The following is an 18,055-nucleotide window of genomic DNA, read 5'->3' as shown; positions in this document are numbered from 1 at the left end:
AAGTGCGACTAGCCATCCGCCTTTCGGCGCAATAGCATGGGTCCACAAGAACAATGTTTGATGGGGAGGAGCAATCATGAATCGCCTTGCAATCGGCCTGTCGATCGCGGCCGCCTTTGCCGCCGGATGCGGTGCGAACCAGGTGCTGCGGCCGGCGCTGGCCGCCGAGAACATCACCGCTCAGATCATCCATACCGGCGAGATGGAAGGCGACGCGCTTGGGCCCGCAAACGCGGTCGGCTATCGTTCCAAGATGTTCATGGGTGCGGACGGCGCCACCGTTTCAATCCAGGTCGGCAACGTGCCCAAGCACATGCACCCCAACACCAACGAGATCCAGTACATCCTGGACGGGACCGGAACGATCTGGCTCGGCGACAAGGAAGTCACGGTGAAGCCCGGCGACCTCGTGATCATCCCGAAGGGCACGCCGCATGGCGGCACCAAGCCGATCAGCGGCCAGGTCAAGGCGATCGCCATCAAGACACCGCCGCAGGCGCCCGACGATACCAAGCTGCTGGATTGAGCTCTGGCGATCCGGGCCCGCGCCGATGCGCGAGCCCGTTTCCAGCACTAGATCGGGCGCGCCTGCTTCCGGATTTCGTTCGCGATCGGCTTCAGCGCATCCCCTGGAAGCTGGCCGACGAGCGTGTAGCCCATGCCCTCATCCGCCCACACGAAACCGGCCACGCCGCCGGTCGATTGCGGCATCATCGGTGTATCCAGATTGCGGTTGCTCATCGGGCGCGTCAGCACCACGAGCCGGTCGCCGCGATCATCATCGTACATGAACATCGCGGCCGGACCATGCGACGTCGCAACCAGACGTCCGCCCATCAGCCTGTAGCCTGAGACAGAGAGATCCGGCACCTTGACCGGCTGCTTCAGCCGGTTCGAGACCCACTGCGTGAGCTCGGAGCTGTTGGACGCCTTTATTTCGACCGGCCGCACGCGGTCCGGTGCATAGACGTTGTAGGAATAGGCCGCCTCCTGTGCCAACGCAGAGAGTCCGTTCGATCCCTCCTGCAAGACGCTGCGCATGGTCCATCCGCCGAGAGCGCCGATGCCGAGCAGCAGCATCGCAGCGATCGCTCCCCACGCCTGCAGCGGCCGCCGCTTCCGGCTCTCGATGATGCGCGACAGATTCAGCTCGGCCGGCAACGGCTCGTCAGCAATGGACCCAAGTGCGCCACGCAGCTGTTCGCGCTGGGTGACATAGGCTGCGACGCGCCCGGCAACGTCAGGGTGATCGTCCAGATAGGATGTGACCTCCGCCCGACGCTCGGGCTCGAGTGCCTGGTCGACATAGGCGTGGAGATCATCCTCGGTGATCGGCCGCTGGTTCATTTCAAGCTCCGCAGTACCACCACATTTCCGGGCGCAGCACCTTCCATCTCCTGCTGCAGCCTCTCCCGCGCACGCGACAGGCGCGACATCACGGTCCCAATCGGCACGTTCAGCACCTTCGCGGCGTCCGCGTAGGAGAGATCTTCGACTGCAACCAGCAATAGCACGGCTCGCTGCTCCTCCGGAAGTTTCGCAAGCTTGCCCAGGACATCCTGATAGATCAGCCTTTGCTCCTGCGCTGCCGCGCTGACGAGCTCCTGCTCGCCCGCATCGTCGATAGGCATATGCCTTCCCCGCGCCGTCGCCTGGCGAAATTGCGTGACCGCCAGATTGTGAAGGATGGTGAACAGCCAGGCGCGCACGCTGCCGTCGCGTCGCTGATGCCAGCGGCTGACAGCCCGCTCCAGGCAATCCTGGACCAAATCGTCAGCCGCGGCGCGGTCACGCATGAGCGCGCGCGCATAGCGACGGAGCGCGGGGATCAGTGGCTCGACTTGAACCAGCATGTCCTTCATGACGCGCTCCGCCACCTCTCCGTTGCCGCTCGAGCCGGCTTCACTGCGCCTCGATCTGGACCGCATCGCCGGGCATCGCTGCATCGCCGGACGCTATCACCAGATAGCGCTTTGCTGCCGCAGCCGATTGATCGACGATCTGTCTGATGGGACCGGCCGCGTTGACGATAGCCGATCCGGCCGGATTGGTCATGAACGCCGCCAATGGTTGCAGCCGACCGCTTCCATCGCCATGCTCCGCCAGCGCCAGAACATATTTCTGCTTGGGCTGAAGCCCCGTCACCGAGGCCTGTAGAATCTGGATCAGACCCTGGTCGAACAGCGAGATGCTGGTCGGCGCCTTGAGGTCCGTCGCGGCGTCTTTCGAAGCGAGCGTCAGGTGGGCGACCTGGCCGGCGACACCGAGGGTCTGCAGATTCTGCCGGTCGTCGGGTTCGGGGGCGGCATTCGGAACGTAGGCAATCGCCTGCGGCGCCTGGCCGATCGGAATGTTCGCGACCACTTGGTTCGTTGCCGTATCGATCGCCGCAAGCGCGTCGGCGTTCTCCAGTCCCACATAGATGCGGGAGCCGTCGCCGGACGGCCAGACGCCGTGCGGCAGATTGCCGACCGGGATCGTCGCGACCAGCGAGAAGTCGTCGGTGCGGAACACCTTCACCTGATTCAAACCACCGACGGTGACGTAGGCGAATGTGCCCTTGGCGGTGTGCGCGAAATTGACGTGATTGGTGATCGGGCCAGTGTCGATGGTCTTGATGGCGTTGAACGGAGGCCTGGCGTTGAACACCTGCGTGCGGCCGACGTCCTTCAGCGTGAACCACACCTGGTTTCCATCGGGCGTCGCCGCGATGTTCGGGCAGAATGGGCTCTCCTGCTTCACCTTGGCGATGATCTTGTGCTCGGCGACCGACACCACATCCGTCTCGGGATTGAACGACGAACAGATGTAGCCGTATTTGCCGTCGGGCGAGAAGATCTGCATGCCCGGCCCGTTCGGCGTCGTGATGCGGGTCTTCTCCCGGAACGTTGTCGGGTCGATGACGGAGATGTAGTTCTCGCCGCGAACGGTGACCCAGACCTCCTTGCCGTCAGGCGTGAAGAACGCCTCGTGCGGGGAGCGGCCGACATAGGTGATATGTTTGACCGCGTTGGTCGCGGTGTCGATGAAGCTCACGGAGTTCGATCCGATCGACACCACGGCGAGCGTCCTGTGGTCGGGCGAGAAGCCCATGCCGTGCACGAGCACCTGGCCCTTGTAGAGCGGGCTGAAATTGCCGGGCTGCGGGTCGCCCAGCCGGATCACGCCGAGTAGCTTGTTGTCCACGGGATCGGTGACAGAGACCGTATTGGAGAATTGCTCCGCGGCGTAGACACGGTCGTGGTGGCTGACCGGAATATCGGTGGCGGACAACGCGCCCGGCGCCTGCCCGGCCCATGCGGCGGAACCGGTGGCGAGCATGGTGGCCGCCAAGAAGATGCTCTTGATCATGTTGCTTCGTGACGCGGTCATCTCAAGGCTCCTGCTTCTTCATTCCTGCGGACATGTCCATCTGCATGCCCTGATGATCATGGATGTTGGCGACCGGAGCGTGCGCCGGCTGGGTCGCGGCAGGCGTAGTGTCGGTGGATGGCTCACCGATCGCGAGCTTCATGGCCGCGATCTCCTGCATCTGGTCGACGATGATTTCCTGGGCGATGCGCCGCAACTGCTCGTTCTTGCCGTAGCGCAATTCGATGATCGCCATATCGATTGCGCCCTGATGATGCGGATTCATCATTGCGACGAAATCACGATCGACGTCGCCGGTCGGCTTGGCCGCCATGCCGCTCATCATCCTGGTCATGGCCGCGTCGTTGTCTTGCAGAAAAGCACGTTCCTCTGCGCTGAGGGCGGCCGGCGGAGCGACCGGATGAGCTTCATGCGCGAACGCGAGCGGAGGTGTTGCGAACGCAACGAGAATGCGCGCGCCAAGAAAGGCCGTGCCGAGGCCGGGCCTCGGCCAACGGCATTTGCCTGCAAGCGCCGCCAGGGCGCTGCAAAACTGTGAAGGGGACATCCAAAACTCCCATGCGGCTGGTTGCATGGGGGTTTGACGCGTGGACGGGCGTTCTATTCCAGCCGGTCAATCACATAAATGTCAGCGGCCGACGAGGCGGCTCAGCCGCGCCCGTCCACCGTCGGCCGCCACACCAGCAGCCTGCGCTCCACCAGCGTCACGCCAAAGTCGATCAGGATGACGAAGGCCGACAGTACGAACATGCCGGCGAACACGCCGGCGACGTCGAACACACCCTCGGCCTGCTGGATCAGATAGCCGAGCCCGGCGGCCGATCCCAGATATTCGCCGACCACGGCGCCGACCACGGCGAATCCGACCGAGGTGTGTAACGAGGAGAACATCCAGGACAGCGCCGACGGCCAATAGACGTGCTGCATCAGCTGCCGCTCGCTCATGCCGAGCATGCGGCCGTTGTCGAGCACGGTGCGGCTGACTTCCTTGACGCCCTGATAGACGTTGAAGAACACGATGAAGAACACCAGCGTCACGCCGAGCGCAACTTTCGACCAGATGCCGAGGCCTAGCCACAGCGCGAAGATCGGCGCCAGCACGACGCGGGGCAGCGCATTGACCATTTTGACGTAGGGGTCGAAAACCGCCGCGACCAGAGGCTGGCGCGCGAACCAGAAGCCGACCAGCACGCCGCCGGCCGATCCGATCACGAAGGCGAGGATCGATTCCGTCAGCGTGATGCCGAGATGCTTCCAGATCACGCCGGACGAGAACCACTTCACGATCTGGGCGAAGACGTCGACCGGATTGGAGAAGAAGAACGGCGGCAGCAGGATTTTTCCAAACACCGGCACGGTCGCGAAGAGCTGCCACAATGCGAGACAGACGACGGCGACCAGGACCTGGAGCGCAAGCAGCGTGACGCGCGACATCAAACCGCCTCCGCCGCTTGGGAGGACTGCGCGTAGCCCTTCATCACCTCGTCCTTGAGCACGCTCCAGATCTCGCGATGAAGCGCATGGAACTCCTTGTCCAGCCGCACCTCGAAAATGTCGCGCGGACGCGGAAGCGTCACGCGCCAGTCGCCGATGATCCGCGAGGACGGCCCGGCCGACATGATCACGACGCGGTCGGCGAGCGCGATCGCCTCTTCGAGATCATGGGTCACGAACAGCACGGCCTTGCGGTCGGCATTCCACAGATCAAGCAACAGATTGCCCATCACTTGCCGCGTCTGCGCATCGAGCGGACCGAACGGCTCGTCCATCAGCAGGATCTTTGGATCGCGGATCAGCACCTGCGCCAGCGCCACGCGCTTGCGCTGGCCGCCCGAAAGCATATGCGGGTAACGGTTCGCGAAGGCGCCGAGGCCGACGGACGTCAGCCATTTTTGCGCACGCGGCAGCGCCTCGCTGCGCGGCGTGCCGTGAATCTCGAGCCCGATCGCGACATTGTCCAGCGCAGTCTTCCACGGGAACAACGCGTCCGCCTGAAACAGGTATCCGGCATCCCGGTTCAGCCCGGCAAGCGGCTGGTCGAAAATCTTGACGCTGCCGGCGGCAGGCTTGAGCAGGCCGGCCGCGACATTGAGCAGCGTCGACTTCCCGCAGCCGGTGGGGCCGACGATGGCGACGAACTCGCCCTGCGCCACTGAAAGATGCGCCTTCTCTACCGCCGTATAGACCCGGTCGTCCGCAACCCGGAACGCGACCTTGGCATCTTCCAGCGCCACTGCCGTGGGCGTCGTCATGTGTTCCCTCCGAACTCAGGTCCGATGCCTTAGCCGCTCGCGCGGCCAAGTTCAATCAAGCCGCCAAGCGTGCTACGCATGGGGTCTTGCCGTCCCGTGCCCCTCCCTTGAGCCCGTCTGCGATGCCTTCCAAGCTGGCGATCAGCTACCAACAGGTCACCAAGAGCTTCGGCCGTCTCAAGGCCGTTGACGACGTATCGCTGGACGTCGCCGAGGGTGAATTCCTGGCGATCGTCGGCGGCTCGGGCTCGGGCAAAACCACACTGCTGCGGCTCGCCAACCGGCTGATCGAGGCCGATGCCGGCACCATCACCGTCGCAGGCGAGGACGTGCGAAACGTCGACCCGGTCGCGCTGCGGCGGCGGATCGGCTACGTCTTCCAGAGCGGCGGGCTGTTCCCGCACTTAAGCGTTGCCGACAATATCGGCATCACGCCAAAGCTGCTGGGCGAGCCGCCAGCCGCGATCGCAACGCGCGTCGACGAGCTGCTGGACCTGGTGCAGCTCGACCGGGCCGAGCATCGCGACCGTCTGCCGGAGGCACTCTCCGGCGGCCAGCGCCAGCGCGTCGGCGTGGCGCGGGCGCTCGCGGCAAAACCCCGCATCGTGCTGATGGACGAGCCGTTCGGCGCGCTCGATCCCCTCACCCGCGATGCGCTCGGCGATGATTATCGTTCGCTGCATCGCAGCCTCGGGCTGACCACCGTCATGATCACGCATGACATGACGGAAGCGATTTTGCTCGCCGACCGCATCGCCGTGATGCGCGGCGGCAAGCTGCTGGCGCAGGGCACGCCGGCGGAGCTCTCGAACAGCGGGGACGCCTATGTGCTGGAGCTGTTGCGCACACCACGACGGCAGGTCGAACGATTGAATGCGCTGCTGCCGGCGAGCGGTGCGGCATGAGCCTGTCCGCAGATCCGCGCTGGGGCGAGGCGCTGTCGCATTTGTCCGACTATCTCGGCAACCATGTGCGAGTCAGCCTCGCCGCGCTTGCGCTGGGCCTCGCGATCAGCCTGCCGCTCGCCATCCTCACGCGCAATCGCCCAGCTCCACGCGCCATCCTGCTCGCGCTCGCCAGCATCGTGCAGACGGTGCCGGGGCTAGCGCTGCTCGCATTGTTCTATCCGCTGCTGCTGCTCGCCGCCTCGGTGACGCTGGCTTGGTTCGGCGTGTCCTTCTCCGCCTTCGGCTTCCTGCCGGCAATGCTGGCGCTGGCGCTCTATTCGATGCTGCCGGTGCTGCGCAACGGTATTACCGGCCTCAACGGCATCGACCCGGCGCTGATCGAAGCCGCCAAGGGCGTCGGCATGACCGCGCGGCAGTCGCTCATCATGGTCGAGCTGCCGTTGGCGCTGCCGGTGATGATGGCGGGCATCCGCACCGCCGCAGTGTGGGTGATCGGCACCGCAACGCTCTCGACCCCGATCGGGCAGACCAGCCTCGGCAATTACATCTTTGCCGGGCTCCAGACCCAGAACTGGGTGTTCGTGCTGTTCGGCTGCTTTGCTTCCGCCCTGCTCGCGCTCGCGGTCGATCAGCTGCTGGGTCTGATCGAAAGCGGCTTGCGTCACCGCAGCCGCTTGCGGACCGGGCTGGGCGGCATCGGCATCGCCGCGCTGGTCGCGGCCACGCTGGTGCCGACGATGGGGCGCTCGTCGCAGGGCTATGTGGTCGGCGCCAAGACGTTCGCCGAGCAATATGTGCTGTCAGCGCTGCTCAGGGATCGCCTCCAGGCAGCCGGCCTCTCCGCCACCGCAAGATCAGGCCTCGGCTCCAGCGTGATCTTCGAAGCCTTGAAGGCCGGCGACATCGATCTCTACGTCGACTATTCCGGCACGCTCTGGGCCAATCAGCTGCATCGCACGGACATCAAGCCGCGCGCCGAGCTGCTTGCGGATTTGAAGACGGCGCTCGCGAAGGACAAGATCACCCTGCTGGGCGAGCTCGGCTTCGAGAACGCCTATGCGCTGGTGATCCCGAAGAAGCGGGCCGAAGCGCTCGGCGTCCGCACCATTGCCGATCTCGCCGCCCACGCATCGACGCTGTCGATTGCCGGCGACTACGAGTTCTTCTCGCGCCCGGAATGGGCGGCCTTGCAAAAGGCCTATGGACTCCAGTTCCGTGCGCAGCGGCAGATGCAGCCGGACTTCATGTACGCGGCGGTCGCCACCGGCGAGGTCGACGTCATCGCCGGCTACACCAGTGACGGGCTGATCGCGAAATACGATCTCACCGCCCTCGAGGATCCCAAACACGCGATTCCACCGTATGACGCGGTCTTGCTGCTGGCGCCGAAGCGCGCCGGTGACGAGAAATTGCAGGCGGCGCTGAAGCCGCTGCTTGGCAAGATCGACATTGCCACCATGCGCGAGGCCAACCTGCGCGCTAGCGGCAACGATGCGAATTCGTCGCCGGATGCGGTCGCGAAGTGGCTGTGGGAGAAGGTGGGACGGCGCTAGAGCATGGCTCTGCGCCGCCGCCTTCGCTACGATTTCTCGACCGCGCCGCCAGCATCGGCCCAATCCTTGAAGCCGCCGACGTTGTAGACGTGGCGATAGCCCATGTCCTGAAGCAGCTTGCCGGCCAGCGCGGAGCGGCCGCCGGAGGCGCAATAGAGGATCACGGTCTTGTCCCTGGCGAGGGTCTTGTCGTGATAGGGCGAATCCGGATCGGCGCGGAACTCCAGCATGCCGCGCGAGATATTCAGCGCTCCGGGAATCTTGCCGCTCTTCTCGATTTCCGGCGCATCGCGCACATCGAGCACGAGCGCGCCCTTGCCGATCATCTCCTTGGCCTCGGCCGGCGTGATCTTTGGCACGGCAGCGTTGGCGGCCTCGAGCATCTGTTTCACGGAAATTGCCAATTGCGTCTCCTTGAGTTGGCGGTGTGTCGAACGCCCCCTTAGCCCGCATCGTCTTTGATCGCGTCCTTCGTTCGGAGGAGAGCTAAAGCCCCCGGATCATTCCGGCATTGATCAGCAGCCGGTTCAGCCGGCGCGCCTCGGCGCCGTCCTTGCAGCCGTAAAAAATGCCCTGGCAGCGGAGCATGATCTCCTTCTGCTCCGCGAAGGATGGATCGAGCGGGATGCCGGCGGCCTCCTGGATCACCAGCGGCAGATACGGCCCGTCGATCGTGTCCATTACGGCCTCGCTTCTGACCGGCTCGAAATTGACGGCGTCGATGGCGTAGTAGGTCGCGTAGAGGCGCCGATCGTAGGCATCGAGCTTCTTGCCGATCGCGCCTTCGTCGAGCCCGGGCTCGAGGATAGCAGGCGCAAATTCGGGCTGATGATCGCCATAGCGCACGATCAGGAACGGCTCGCCCGGGAACGTCTTCTTCAGGCCGGCGACGAACGCCTGATACTGCTCGGCGCTCATTGCCTGCCGACGCAGATATTCGTCGATCGAGGCCACGTTGCCCGGGGCGCGCCAATTCGGCATCAGGTCGGGGCGGAAGCGCGTCTCCCACGGGAAATGATTGGCACCAAGATAGATGAAGGTGAACAGCGGCTTGTTCGGCGGCTGCTGGCCCATCAGCTGGAGCGCCTTGTCATAGAAGAAGCTATCGGGCTCGACATTCTTGGCGCCGAGGTCCTTGGAATCGAGGAAGCGCTCGACGCCGGTCGTCATCTGAAAACTGCGCGCGCCCATGAAGCCGCCATAGGCGGGGTAGAGCGACAGGGTGTCGTAACCGCAGCGGCGCAGCGCCAGCGGCAGGCCGCGCTCGACGCGGTTCGACGCGATGCGCGTCACGAAATAGGCGAAGCGTCCGAACGAGCGCGAGGAAAGGCCCGCCAGCACGTTGTATTCGGTGAACCAGCTCGGCCCGCCATTGCTTTCAGCGAGAAACGTGCGCTGCTTGCCGTCCCAGGACTTGAAGTGGCCGCCATAGCCCTGCGGCACCTTGATGCCCTGCGCGGCGCGGATGTCGAAGCTGGATTCATCATGGATCATGATGATGTTCGGCCGGCGGCCGGCGGGATGGCAGGAATCGACCAGCGGCATGTTGAGCCGCTCGTTGGTCGCGGCGGCCGATTCCATGAGGCCGTACTGCACGAAGTCCGAGACCGAACTGACGCCGGAGCGGAAGAACTTCGAGAGATAGCCGTCGTCGTAATAGCCGCGCCAGGCTTCATCTGGATGATAGAGCGAATAGCCGACCAGCGCGGCGAGGCAGGCGAGCTTGCAGGCCAGCGCCGGCAGGCGGCGGATGCGGAACGGATCGAGCCACCATAGCGCATACATCAGCGGCAGCGTGACGAGGCCGGCCAGGATCACCGACCAGCGCAAATTCGGGAAGATCGTGAACAGGAACGCGACGGTGTCGCGGTCGATCATCATCAGGTCGATGAAATTGACCGTCATCTGCACGACATCGTGCTTGAGCCGCGACAGCAGCACCAGCACCACGACCATGGTTAGCGACAGCGCCCCCGACAGCGCCGGCCGCCGCAGCAGCGTGATCCAGAAGAAATTGAGGATGCCCCAGGCGAGCAGGAAGGAGAGGCGCGAGCCGAAATCCATCTCGGTCTCGTACATCAGCGCGAGGGCCGCGAAATGCGGCGCGGCCACCGCGAGCAGCCGCCAGATTCCGAGCGCGGCGACGCTCGCCAGCACGGCGGTCGTGGCAGAAGGACCTGGATTGGGCGCGGACGCCATCGACGACACGCAACTTCTGGTCCGGCGCGGTGATGCCTCGCTGTCTGGCCGGCCGAACGGCGGCCAGGGCGTCCGGCGCAGCCGGAAGCCTGCACCGTGTCATAAAACTGTAACGGAACGGTCAAGGACAGGCAACGCGCGCCGCGATCCGACCTTCGCTTAGCGGTCCTGGGTGGCGATGCGCCGCACGGCGGACGCTACGACTTCGCAATCCCCGCAATAAAGAGGTCGATCACCGCTTCGGCTATCCGCCCGATCTCCCCCTCCTCCACGCCCCAGCGCGGAAAGTGGCCGTCGAGGTTCATCCGGGCAAAACCGTAAACCAGGGCGCGGCCGGCAATCTGGATGCGCTTGAGGTCGGCCGATCGCAGCAGGCCCTGCGCGGCCGCATCCGTCAGCATCTGCTCGGTCAGCGCGATCAGTTCGGCATTGTCCCGCGTCAGCTCGGCCGAGCTGCCATGGGCGAAATAGCGCCCCGTGGAGATGATCTCGAAATGCGCGGGATTGCGCATCGCCCAACGCAAATAGGCAAGGCCGAAGGCGCGGAAACGGGCCAGCGGCTCGGTGGCGGGCGCCTCGCCCAGCGCCACCTCGATCTCGGCCCGGAAGCGCCGTTGTGCCTCCGCGGCCACCGCCGCCATCAGCGCATCGCGGTTGGGGAAGTGCCGGAAGGGCGCTCCCGGCGACACCGCGGCCCGACGCGCGGCCTCGCGGACCGAGACCTCGGCCCCCTCCGCGGCCAGTTGCAGCGCAGCATCGATCAGCACACGGCGCAGGTCGCCGTGGTGATAGGGCCGGGCTTCGGGCGTCTGGCGGCGGGCGGGCGGCTTGGACTTCTGTCGGGCGGGCATAGAACTTCCTAGCATCACCCGAACGTGAATGTAAGCAGTGATTACACCATTGACGCGCCGTCACCGCCAAATGTAATCGATGATTACATAACGGGAGAAGATCACCATGTCACAACGTCAAGGCTGGTTCGAAGACTGGCGGCTGCTGGCCGCGCTCACGCTGAGCCTGGCCGCGCTCTGCCTGTGGATCGCCGCAATGCGGCAGTTCGAGGTCGAGGGCGTGCGGATGGTGATCCGGTTCACGGCGCGAAGCTCGCTGGTGCTGTTCTGCCTCGCCTTCAGTGCCGCTGCGCTGGCGCGGCTGCGGCCCAATGCCTGGACGCGCTGGCAGCGGCGCAACCGCCGCTACCTCGGCCTCAGCTTCGCGGTCTCACACGCCATCCACGCGGCGGCGATCGTCGCCTTCGCCAGAATGGATCCGGCGGCCTTTGCAGAGGCCACCTCCGCCGCCTCCTATATCTTCGGCGGCATCGGCTATGCCTTCATCATCGCACTCAGCGCGACCTCGTTCGACCGCGCCGCCGCGCTGCTCGGGCCGCGCGCGTGGCGCGCACTGCACCTCACAGGCGGCTATTACCTCTGGTTCCAGTTCATGGTGTCGTTCGGCAAGCGCGTGCCGGCGATGCCGCTCTATGCCGCCTTCCTCGTTCCCCTGCTCGCCGTGATGGCGGTACGGCTGATCGCGATGGCCGCGCATCCACGCGGCCGAACGGTCGTGGCGGGCTGAACGCGTACCAGGCCTGCGGCAGAGACGAAAAGAGCGAGATCGCTGTTTGCGATCTCGCCCAGATATCGTCGCCGAAGGTTTAGGATTTGCTGTGTCGAGCGAAGCTTGTGTTTTCGCTCTCGGGTCCGGACGCGGCGCAAGCGATACGCCGCGTCATGACGACGACTTAGTTCTTCGACTTGTCGACCAGCGCGCCCTTCTTGATCCAGGGCATCATGTCGCGCAGCTTCGCGCCGACTTCCTCGATCGGGTGCGCGGCGAGCTTGGCGCGGGTCGCCTTGAACGAGGTCTGGTTGACCTTGTTCTCGAGCATCCAGTCGCGGGCGAACTTGCCGCCCTGGATGTCGGCGAGGACGCGCTTCATCTCAGCCTTGGTCTCGGCAGTCACGATGCGCGGGCCGGTGACGTACTCGCCGTACTCGGCGGTGTTGGAGATCGAGTAGTTCATGTTGGCGATGCCGCCTTCATAGATCAGGTCGACGATCAGCTTCACTTCGTGCAGGCACTCGAAATAGGCCATCTCCGGCGCGTAGCCGGCTTCGACCAGGGTCTCGTAGCCGCCCTTGATCAGCTCGACCAGGCCGCCGCAGAGCACGACCTGCTCGCCGAACAAATCGGTCTCGCACTCTTCCTTGAAGGTGGTCTCGATGATGCCGGCACGGCCACCGCCGACGGCCGAGGCGTAGGACAGGCCGAGGTCATGGGCGTTGCCCGAGACGTCCTTGGCGATCGCGATCAGGCAGGGCACGCCGCCGCCGCGCTGATACTCCGAGCGCACGGTGTGGCCGGGGCCCTTCGGCGCGATCATGAGAACGTCGAGGTCGGCGCGCGGGTCGAGCAGGTTGAAGTGGACGTTGAGGCCGTGCGCGAACACGAGGGCCGCGCCCTTCTTCATGTTGTCGTGCAGGTGCTCGCGATAGATGTCGCCCTGGAGCTCGTCCGGGGTCAGCATCATGACGAGGTCGGCCCATTTGGCGGCTTCGGCGACTTCCATCACCTTGAAGCCGGCGGCTTCCGCCTTCTTCACCGAGCCCGAGTCCTTGCGCAGCGCAATGGCGACGTCCTTGACGCCGGAGTCCTTCAGGTTGAGCGCATGGGCGTGGCCCTGGCTGCCATAGCCGACGATGGCGACCTTCTTCCCCTTGATCAGGTTCAGGTCGGCGTCGCGATCGTAATAAACACGCATAGTCGTTTCCTCGTTGAGGGCCGAAAATCGGCCGATGGTCAGTGTCCGAAGGGTGAGATTTGCGGATTTCGGGGGCTGTCTAGAGCATTTCGGCCCCTGAGGGAAACCCGTTTCTGCATGGAAATCCGCGACATCATGCATCCATGAAAACGGGGTAGAGAGAGGCGAGCAGCAGGAGAGCCATCAGGATGTTGAAGGCGCGGACCAGCCGCTCGGAGGTCAGCACCGGCCGTAGTGCAGCGCCGAAGAGAGCCCAGACGATGGTCGAGACCGTGCCCATCAGGACGCTGATCACGGTCTGGATCGCGATGTTGACCGGGAATTGGGCAATTGCGGCGTAAGCGGTGATGGTGCCGATCACGATCACCCAGCCCTTGGCGTTGATCCACTGGAACATGGCCGCGCCCCAGAAGGTCATCGGACCGCGGGAGCTAGCGCCTCCCGGAGTGGTCGGACCGGACATGGCGATCACGGCGGCGAGATAAATCAGGTACGCCGCGCCGGCATATTTCAAGATGGTCTGGAGGATCGGATAGGCCAGGAACACGGTGCCCAGCCCGAGGCCCACGGCTGCGACCATGAAGGCAAAGCCGATCACGATGCCGGCGATATGCGGAATGGTGCGCCGGAAGCCGTAGGTCAGGCCCGAAGCCAGCAGCATGATGTTGTTGGGCCCGGGGGTGAAGTACATCACCACCATGAAAGCGAGGAAAGCATAGAAGAGCGAGTGAGCCATGTTCACCTCACGCAGTCTTCGGCAGCGCTTGCGGCCGCTTGACCAGCACCATCACGGCGATGCCACCGATCACGGTCAGCATGCCGGCGAGGCGCAGCGGCCCGAACCGCTCGCCGAACACGATGCTGGATGCGGCCGAGCCGACGAACGGCACCAGCAGCGCGAACGGCACCACTTGCGCTGCGGGATAGTCGCGCAGCAGCCGGCCCCACAGCCAATAGGCGATGCTGGTGGAGACAGCGCCGATCATCAGCAGGCAGATCAGGCCGGTCAGCGACATGTGGATCAGCGACTGGAAGGTTGGCGCCGGTCCGTTCACGACCAGCGTCAGCGCAAACAGCGGCACCGCGGTGGCAAGACACAGCCAGGCGAACAGATCGAACATCGGCACGCCGCGCGCGCCGCGCAGCAGGATGTTGCCGATCGCAAAACTGATCGGAGCGATCATCAGCACCGCGAAGGCGCCGACGCTGAAATCGTAACCAACGGTGCCGCAGATCATCAGCAGGCCGATGGCCGCGATGACCACGCCCAGCGTCTGCACCGCTGTCGGGCGCTCGCCGAATGCGATCGCGGCGAAGCCGATAGTAAACAGCGCCTGGCTCTGCACGACGACACTGGTCAGCCCGACCGGCACACCATGGGCGATGCCATAGGCCTGACTCAGGAACTGGCCGAGGAACAGCGTAAAGCTGATCGCGATCAGCAGCGACCAGGCAACCTTGGGCTTGGGGACAAAGAGGCACGGCACCGCGGCGATGGAAAAGCGCATTGCCGTCATCAGCTCCGGCGAAAACTCGTCGAGCGCGATCCGGCTCGCCACGAAGGCAAGCCCCCAGATGATCGCCACCATGAGGGCGATGAGGATGTCGGCCGGCTTCATTGTTATTTCCGGTTCTGCCTTATGGTGCAGCCCTGTTCTTGTTCTGGTTTAGCCTTGCTCGCCGGCTTTCGGTTTCCGCAGCAGATAGGTGCCGTGCATCGGTGCGTGGTAATCGACTGACACCAGGTTGAAGCCGACGTCGGTCAGCATCCGCTCCATCACCCAGCCGAAGGTGGAATATTCGTCACGCATGTGTGTGACGACGCTTGCTCGCGAAAAATCGTGATTCTTGATCTGGTAGTCGGCCCATTGCTCGACATCGCGCTCGACCGCGTCGGGCATCGACGCATAGACGATGTCGCGCAAGTAGAAGCTCGCGCCCGGCTTGAGCGCACGAAAGATCCGCGACATCGCCACGGCCTTCCAGAAGTCGGGCAGATGGTGCAACGTGAACTCGCTGACGATCAAATCATAAGATTCGGGCCGGTAGGCGAAGCTAAGCAGGCCGGCCGACTGCGTGCGCACCGGCGCCTTGCGGTCGCGAGCGTAGATCTCGGCGAGCGCCAGCATGGCCGGCGAGATATCGATGGCGTCGACCTCGGCACCCATCAGCGCAGCTTCCGTGGCGAGCACGCCGTTGCCACAGCCGATATCGGCGATGCGCCAGCCGCGCTGGACTCCGAGCATTTTCAGCGCGGCGCGCGCCCGCAGATCGGCATCGTCATGGTTGTCGTAGATCGAGGCCACTGCGGGCTCGATCCCCATCCGGTTCCGCTCGTTATAGTACCAGTCGCGCGCCAGCATGGTTCACATCCCTTCAGGCCCGCGGCCGATCGCGGCAACGCCGGTGCGCGACACCTCGACAAGGCCGAGCGGGCGCATCAGGTCGATAAACTGGTTGATCTTGTCCGTATTGCCTGTGATCTCGAACACAAAGCTCTCGGTGGTCGCGTCGATGACGCGCGCGCGGAACGCATCGGCCAGCCTGAGCGCCTCGACGCGATGCTCGCCCTGCCCGCGCACCTTGACCATCGCCAGCTCGCGCTCGATCGAGCGTTTGGTCTGGGTCATGTCGACGACGCGATAGACCGGGATCATGCGATCGAGCTGGTGCTTGATCTGCTCGATCACCATCGGCGTGCCCGTGGTGACGATGGTGATGCGCGACAGATGCTTCTGCGCCTCGGTCTCGGAGACGGTGAGGCTCTCGATGTTGTAGCCGCGGCCGGAGAACAGGCCGATGACGCGCGCGAGCACGCCGGGCTCGTTCTGAACGAGCACCGAGAGCGTATGTGTCTCGTTGGGATCGTGACGCTCTTCAATGAAGTAGGCGGATGCGGGCTGGTTCATTGTTGCCTCAATCTCTCTCGTCACACCAGCGCCTTGCCGCCGGCGAATGCCTTCGCGGTGGCCTCATCGTTGGCCTGCTCCGGCAACAGCATCTCGTTATGCGCCTTGCCGGACGGGATCATCGGGAAGCAGTTTTCGAGCGCCGCGACGCGGCAGTCGAACAGCACCGGGCGCTTGACCGAGATCATCTCTTGAATGGCGCCGTCGAGATCGGACGGCTTGTGCACCTGCAGGCCGACGCCGCCATAGGCTTCCGCGAGCTTGACGAAATCAGGCAGCGCCTCCGAATAGGAATGCGACAGGCGGTTGCCGTGGAGCAGCTGCTGCCACTGCCGCACCATGCCCATGTACTGGTTGTTCAGGATGAAGATCTTGATCGGCAGCTCGTACTGAACCGCCGTCGACATCTCCTGGATCGTCATCTGCACCGAGGCATCGCCAGCGATGTCGATGACGAGGCTGTCGGGATGCGCCACCTGCACACCGACCGCGGCCGGCAGGCCGTAGCCCATGGTGCCGAGACCGCCAGACGTCATCCAGCGGTGCGGCTCCTCGAAGCCGAAGAACTGCGCCGCCCACATCTGGTGCTGGCCGACCTCGGTCGTGATGTAGGTGTCGCGGCCGCGCGTCGCCTCGAACAGGCTCTGGATCGCGTGCTGCGGCAGGATGACGTCGTTGCTCTTCTTGTAATAGAGCGAGTTGCGCGCGCGCCACTGCGCGATCTGCTGCCACCACGCCTTGATGTCGGGCTTCTTCGCCTCGGCCTTGAAGACTTGCAGGATGTCACCGAGGATGTTGCCGCAATCGCCGATGATCGGCACGTCGACGCGGATGTTCTTGTTGATCGAGGACGGATCGATGTCGATGTGGATCTTCTTCGAGCCCGGCGAGAACGCATCGACCCGGCCGGTGATCCGGTCATCGAAGCGCGCGCCGACGCACAGCATGACGTCGCAATCGTGCATCGTCATGTTGGCCTCGTAGGTGCCGTGCATGCCGAGCATGCCGAGCCAGTTCTTGCCTGACGCCGGATAGGCGCCCAGACCCATCAGCGTCGAGGTGATCGGGAAGCCGGTGACCTCGACCAGCTCGCGCAACAGCTTGGTGGCCTCAGGGCCGGAATTGATGACGCCGCCGCCGCTGTAGATGACGGGGCGCTTGGCATTCGCGAGCAGCGACACCGCTTTGCGGATCTGTGTCGCATCGCCCTTCACGCGTGGCGCATAGGAGCGGTGCACGTCGGATTTGCGCGGCGGATGATAGGTGCCGGTGGCAAACTGCACGTCCTTGGGAACGTCGACCAGCACCGGGCCCGGACGGCCCGTGGTCGCGACGTAGAAGGCTTCGTGCAGCACCTTTGCGAGATCGTTGACGTCGCGCACCAGCCAATTGTGCTTGGTGCAGGGCCGCGTGATGCCGACCGTGTCGCATTCCTGGAACGCGTCGTTGCCGATCAGATGCGTCGGCACTTGGCCGGAGATGCAGACCAGCGGGATCGAGTCCATCAGCGCGTCGGTCAGCGGCGTCACCATGTTGGTGGCGCCCGGGCCGGAGGTCACCAGCGCAACACCAGGCTTCCCGGTCGAGCGCGCATAGCCCTCGGCGGCGTGGCCCGCCCCCTGCTCGTGACGAACCAGGATGTGCTGGACCTCGCTCTGCTGGAAGATCTCGTCATAGATCGGGAGCACGGCGCCGCCGGGATAGCCGAAAATGTCGGTCACGCCGTGATCGATGAGCGCGCGGACGATCATCGCGGCGCCGGTCATCTGGTTCGGATCGTGGCTCTTGTCGCTCATTGGCTTGCTCCGGATGCGCTGTTGCCAGCGGCTTTGTTCGTGTCGGGTTCGGGAAATAAAAAAGGCCCCGAAGAGGGCCCATGCACACCGCCTGTCATGTGGATGGCAGCTAGCCACCCCCGGCGGTGTGCCTGGGTACGACGGCGATAAGGAGGCTGGTAATAATATTACGCATGGCAGGCGCTCGGCTTCCCAAAGGTTGCGCGAAACATAACGACCAAAGCCTCGATGTCAAGGCAATGCGGCCGCTTCCGCGCGATTTTGGCAGTGTAGCGGTGTTCCCAGCGTTCGGCGAGAGGTAA

19 protein-coding genes are annotated in these 18,055 nt (G+C 64.4%); 4 read left to right on the top strand and 15 right to left on the bottom strand.

Going from position 1 to position 18,055, the window contains the following annotated elements:
• Positions 1-76: 76 nt before the first annotated feature.
• Positions 77-526 carry a cupin domain-containing protein gene (locus tag HYH08_RS13650; RefSeq protein ID WP_220010321.1) on the top strand — a complete coding sequence of 150 codons (450 nt, stop codon included), beginning with the start codon at positions 77-79 and terminating at the stop codon, positions 524-526.
• 47 nt (positions 527-573) lie between these two features.
• Here HYH08_RS13650 and HYH08_RS13645 read toward each other — a convergent pair whose 3' ends face one another.
• From HYH08_RS13645 to HYH08_RS13620, 6 genes are all read right to left on the bottom strand, one after another.
• Entirely contained in the window at positions 574-1,347 is a 774-nt protein-coding gene (locus HYH08_RS13645) for an anti-sigma factor family protein (RefSeq protein WP_220010320.1), read from the bottom strand.
• Positions 1,344-1,862 carry a sigma-70 family RNA polymerase sigma factor gene (locus HYH08_RS13640; RefSeq protein ID WP_220010319.1) on the bottom strand — a complete coding sequence of 173 codons (519 nt, stop codon included), beginning with the start codon at positions 1,860-1,862 and terminating at the stop codon, positions 1,344-1,346. The genes HYH08_RS13645 and HYH08_RS13640 overlap by 4 nt, the downstream gene beginning before the upstream one ends.
• Before the next feature lie 40 nt (positions 1,863-1,902).
• On the bottom strand, positions 1,903-3,372 hold the full coding sequence (locus HYH08_RS13635) for a YncE family protein (protein WP_220010318.1): 1,470 nt from the start codon (positions 3,370-3,372) through the stop codon (positions 1,903-1,905).
• Between the two features lies 1 nt (position 3,373).
• A complete protein-coding gene (locus HYH08_RS13630; RefSeq protein ID WP_228747811.1) occupies positions 3,374-3,946 on the bottom strand; it encodes a DUF305 domain-containing protein in 573 nt (190 codons plus the stop codon).
• A gap of 74 nt (positions 3,947-4,020) precedes the next feature.
• On the bottom strand, positions 4,021-4,806 hold the full coding sequence (locus HYH08_RS13625; protein ID WP_220010317.1) for an ABC transporter permease: 786 nt from the start codon (positions 4,804-4,806) through the stop codon (positions 4,021-4,023).
• A complete protein-coding gene (locus HYH08_RS13620; RefSeq protein WP_220010316.1) occupies positions 4,806-5,624 on the bottom strand; it encodes an ABC transporter ATP-binding protein in 819 nt (272 codons plus the stop codon). The genes HYH08_RS13625 and HYH08_RS13620 overlap by 1 nt, the downstream gene beginning before the upstream one ends.
• Positions 5,625-5,746: 122 nt before the next feature.
• Here HYH08_RS13620 and HYH08_RS13615 point away from each other — a divergent pair, with 122 nt between their 5' ends.
• Complete coding sequence (locus HYH08_RS13615) at positions 5,747-6,529, top strand: ATP-binding cassette domain-containing protein (RefSeq protein WP_220010315.1); 783 nt, start codon at positions 5,747-5,749, stop codon at positions 6,527-6,529.
• Positions 6,526-8,085, top strand: coding sequence for a glycine betaine ABC transporter substrate-binding protein (locus tag HYH08_RS13610; RefSeq protein WP_220010314.1), 1,560 nt, complete (start codon positions 6,526-6,528; stop codon positions 8,083-8,085). Before HYH08_RS13615 ends, HYH08_RS13610 begins: the two co-directional genes overlap by 4 nt.
• A gap of 26 nt (positions 8,086-8,111) precedes the next feature.
• On the opposite strand, the gene HYH08_RS13605 is transcribed toward HYH08_RS13610, so the two are convergent.
• The 3 genes from HYH08_RS13605 to HYH08_RS13595 form a co-directional block, all read right to left on the bottom strand.
• Positions 8,112-8,489, bottom strand: coding sequence for a rhodanese-like domain-containing protein (locus HYH08_RS13605; RefSeq protein WP_220010313.1), 378 nt, complete (start codon positions 8,487-8,489; stop codon positions 8,112-8,114).
• An 82-nt stretch (positions 8,490-8,571) separates the two neighbouring features.
• Positions 8,572-10,284, bottom strand: a complete 1,713-nt coding sequence (locus HYH08_RS13600; RefSeq protein WP_220010312.1) for a sulfatase-like hydrolase/transferase — start codon at positions 10,282-10,284, stop codon at positions 8,572-8,574.
• 197 nt (positions 10,285-10,481) lie between these two features.
• A complete protein-coding gene (locus HYH08_RS13595) occupies positions 10,482-11,135 on the bottom strand; it encodes a TetR/AcrR family transcriptional regulator (protein WP_228747810.1) in 654 nt (217 codons plus the stop codon).
• A gap of 106 nt (positions 11,136-11,241) precedes the next feature.
• On the opposite strand from HYH08_RS13595, the gene HYH08_RS13590 reads away from it, so the two are divergent.
• Positions 11,242-11,862, top strand: a complete 621-nt coding sequence (locus HYH08_RS13590; RefSeq protein ID WP_220010310.1) for a hypothetical protein — start codon at positions 11,242-11,244, stop codon at positions 11,860-11,862.
• A 166-nt stretch (positions 11,863-12,028) separates the two neighbouring features.
• Here the strand turns inward: HYH08_RS13590 and ilvC are convergent, their stop codons facing one another.
• The 6 genes from ilvC to HYH08_RS13560 all read right to left on the bottom strand — a co-directional run bounded on the left by ilvC (position 12,029) and on the right by HYH08_RS13560 (position 17,753).
• Positions 12,029-13,048: a ketol-acid reductoisomerase gene (gene ilvC / locus HYH08_RS13585; RefSeq protein WP_097667105.1), complete on the bottom strand. Its 1,020-nt coding sequence runs from the start codon at positions 13,046-13,048 to the stop codon at positions 12,029-12,031.
• Positions 13,049-13,181: 133 nt separating this feature from the next.
• The gene (locus HYH08_RS13580; protein WP_220010309.1) at positions 13,182-13,784 is read right to left on the bottom strand and encodes a LysE family translocator; all 603 of its coding nucleotides are present in this window, start codon (positions 13,782-13,784) and stop codon (positions 13,182-13,184) included.
• Positions 13,785-13,791: 7 nt separating this feature from the next.
• Positions 13,792-14,667 carry an EamA family transporter gene (locus tag HYH08_RS13575; protein WP_220010308.1) on the bottom strand — a complete coding sequence of 292 codons (876 nt, stop codon included), beginning with the start codon at positions 14,665-14,667 and terminating at the stop codon, positions 13,792-13,794.
• Positions 14,668-14,715: 48 nt separating this feature from the next.
• The gene (locus tag HYH08_RS13570; protein WP_220010307.1) at positions 14,716-15,411 is read right to left on the bottom strand and encodes a class I SAM-dependent methyltransferase; all 696 of its coding nucleotides are present in this window, start codon (positions 15,409-15,411) and stop codon (positions 14,716-14,718) included.
• A 3-nt stretch (positions 15,412-15,414) separates the two neighbouring features.
• Positions 15,415-15,957 carry an acetolactate synthase small subunit gene (gene ilvN, locus HYH08_RS13565; protein WP_220010306.1) on the bottom strand — a complete coding sequence of 181 codons (543 nt, stop codon included), beginning with the start codon at positions 15,955-15,957 and terminating at the stop codon, positions 15,415-15,417.
• Positions 15,958-15,977: 20 nt separating this feature from the next.
• The gene (locus HYH08_RS13560; RefSeq protein WP_220010305.1) at positions 15,978-17,753 is read right to left on the bottom strand and encodes an acetolactate synthase 3 large subunit; all 1,776 of its coding nucleotides are present in this window, start codon (positions 17,751-17,753) and stop codon (positions 15,978-15,980) included.
• Positions 17,754-18,055: the final 302 nt, after the last annotated feature.

It is taken from the genome of Bradyrhizobium sp. BR 10289, assembly GCF_019455385.1.
In the GTDB taxonomy this organism is placed as follows: domain Bacteria; phylum Pseudomonadota; class Alphaproteobacteria; order Rhizobiales; family Xanthobacteraceae; genus Bradyrhizobium.
Note: the sequence above shows the minus strand (reverse complement) of the source record. Positions and strands in the feature narration are given on the sequence as shown.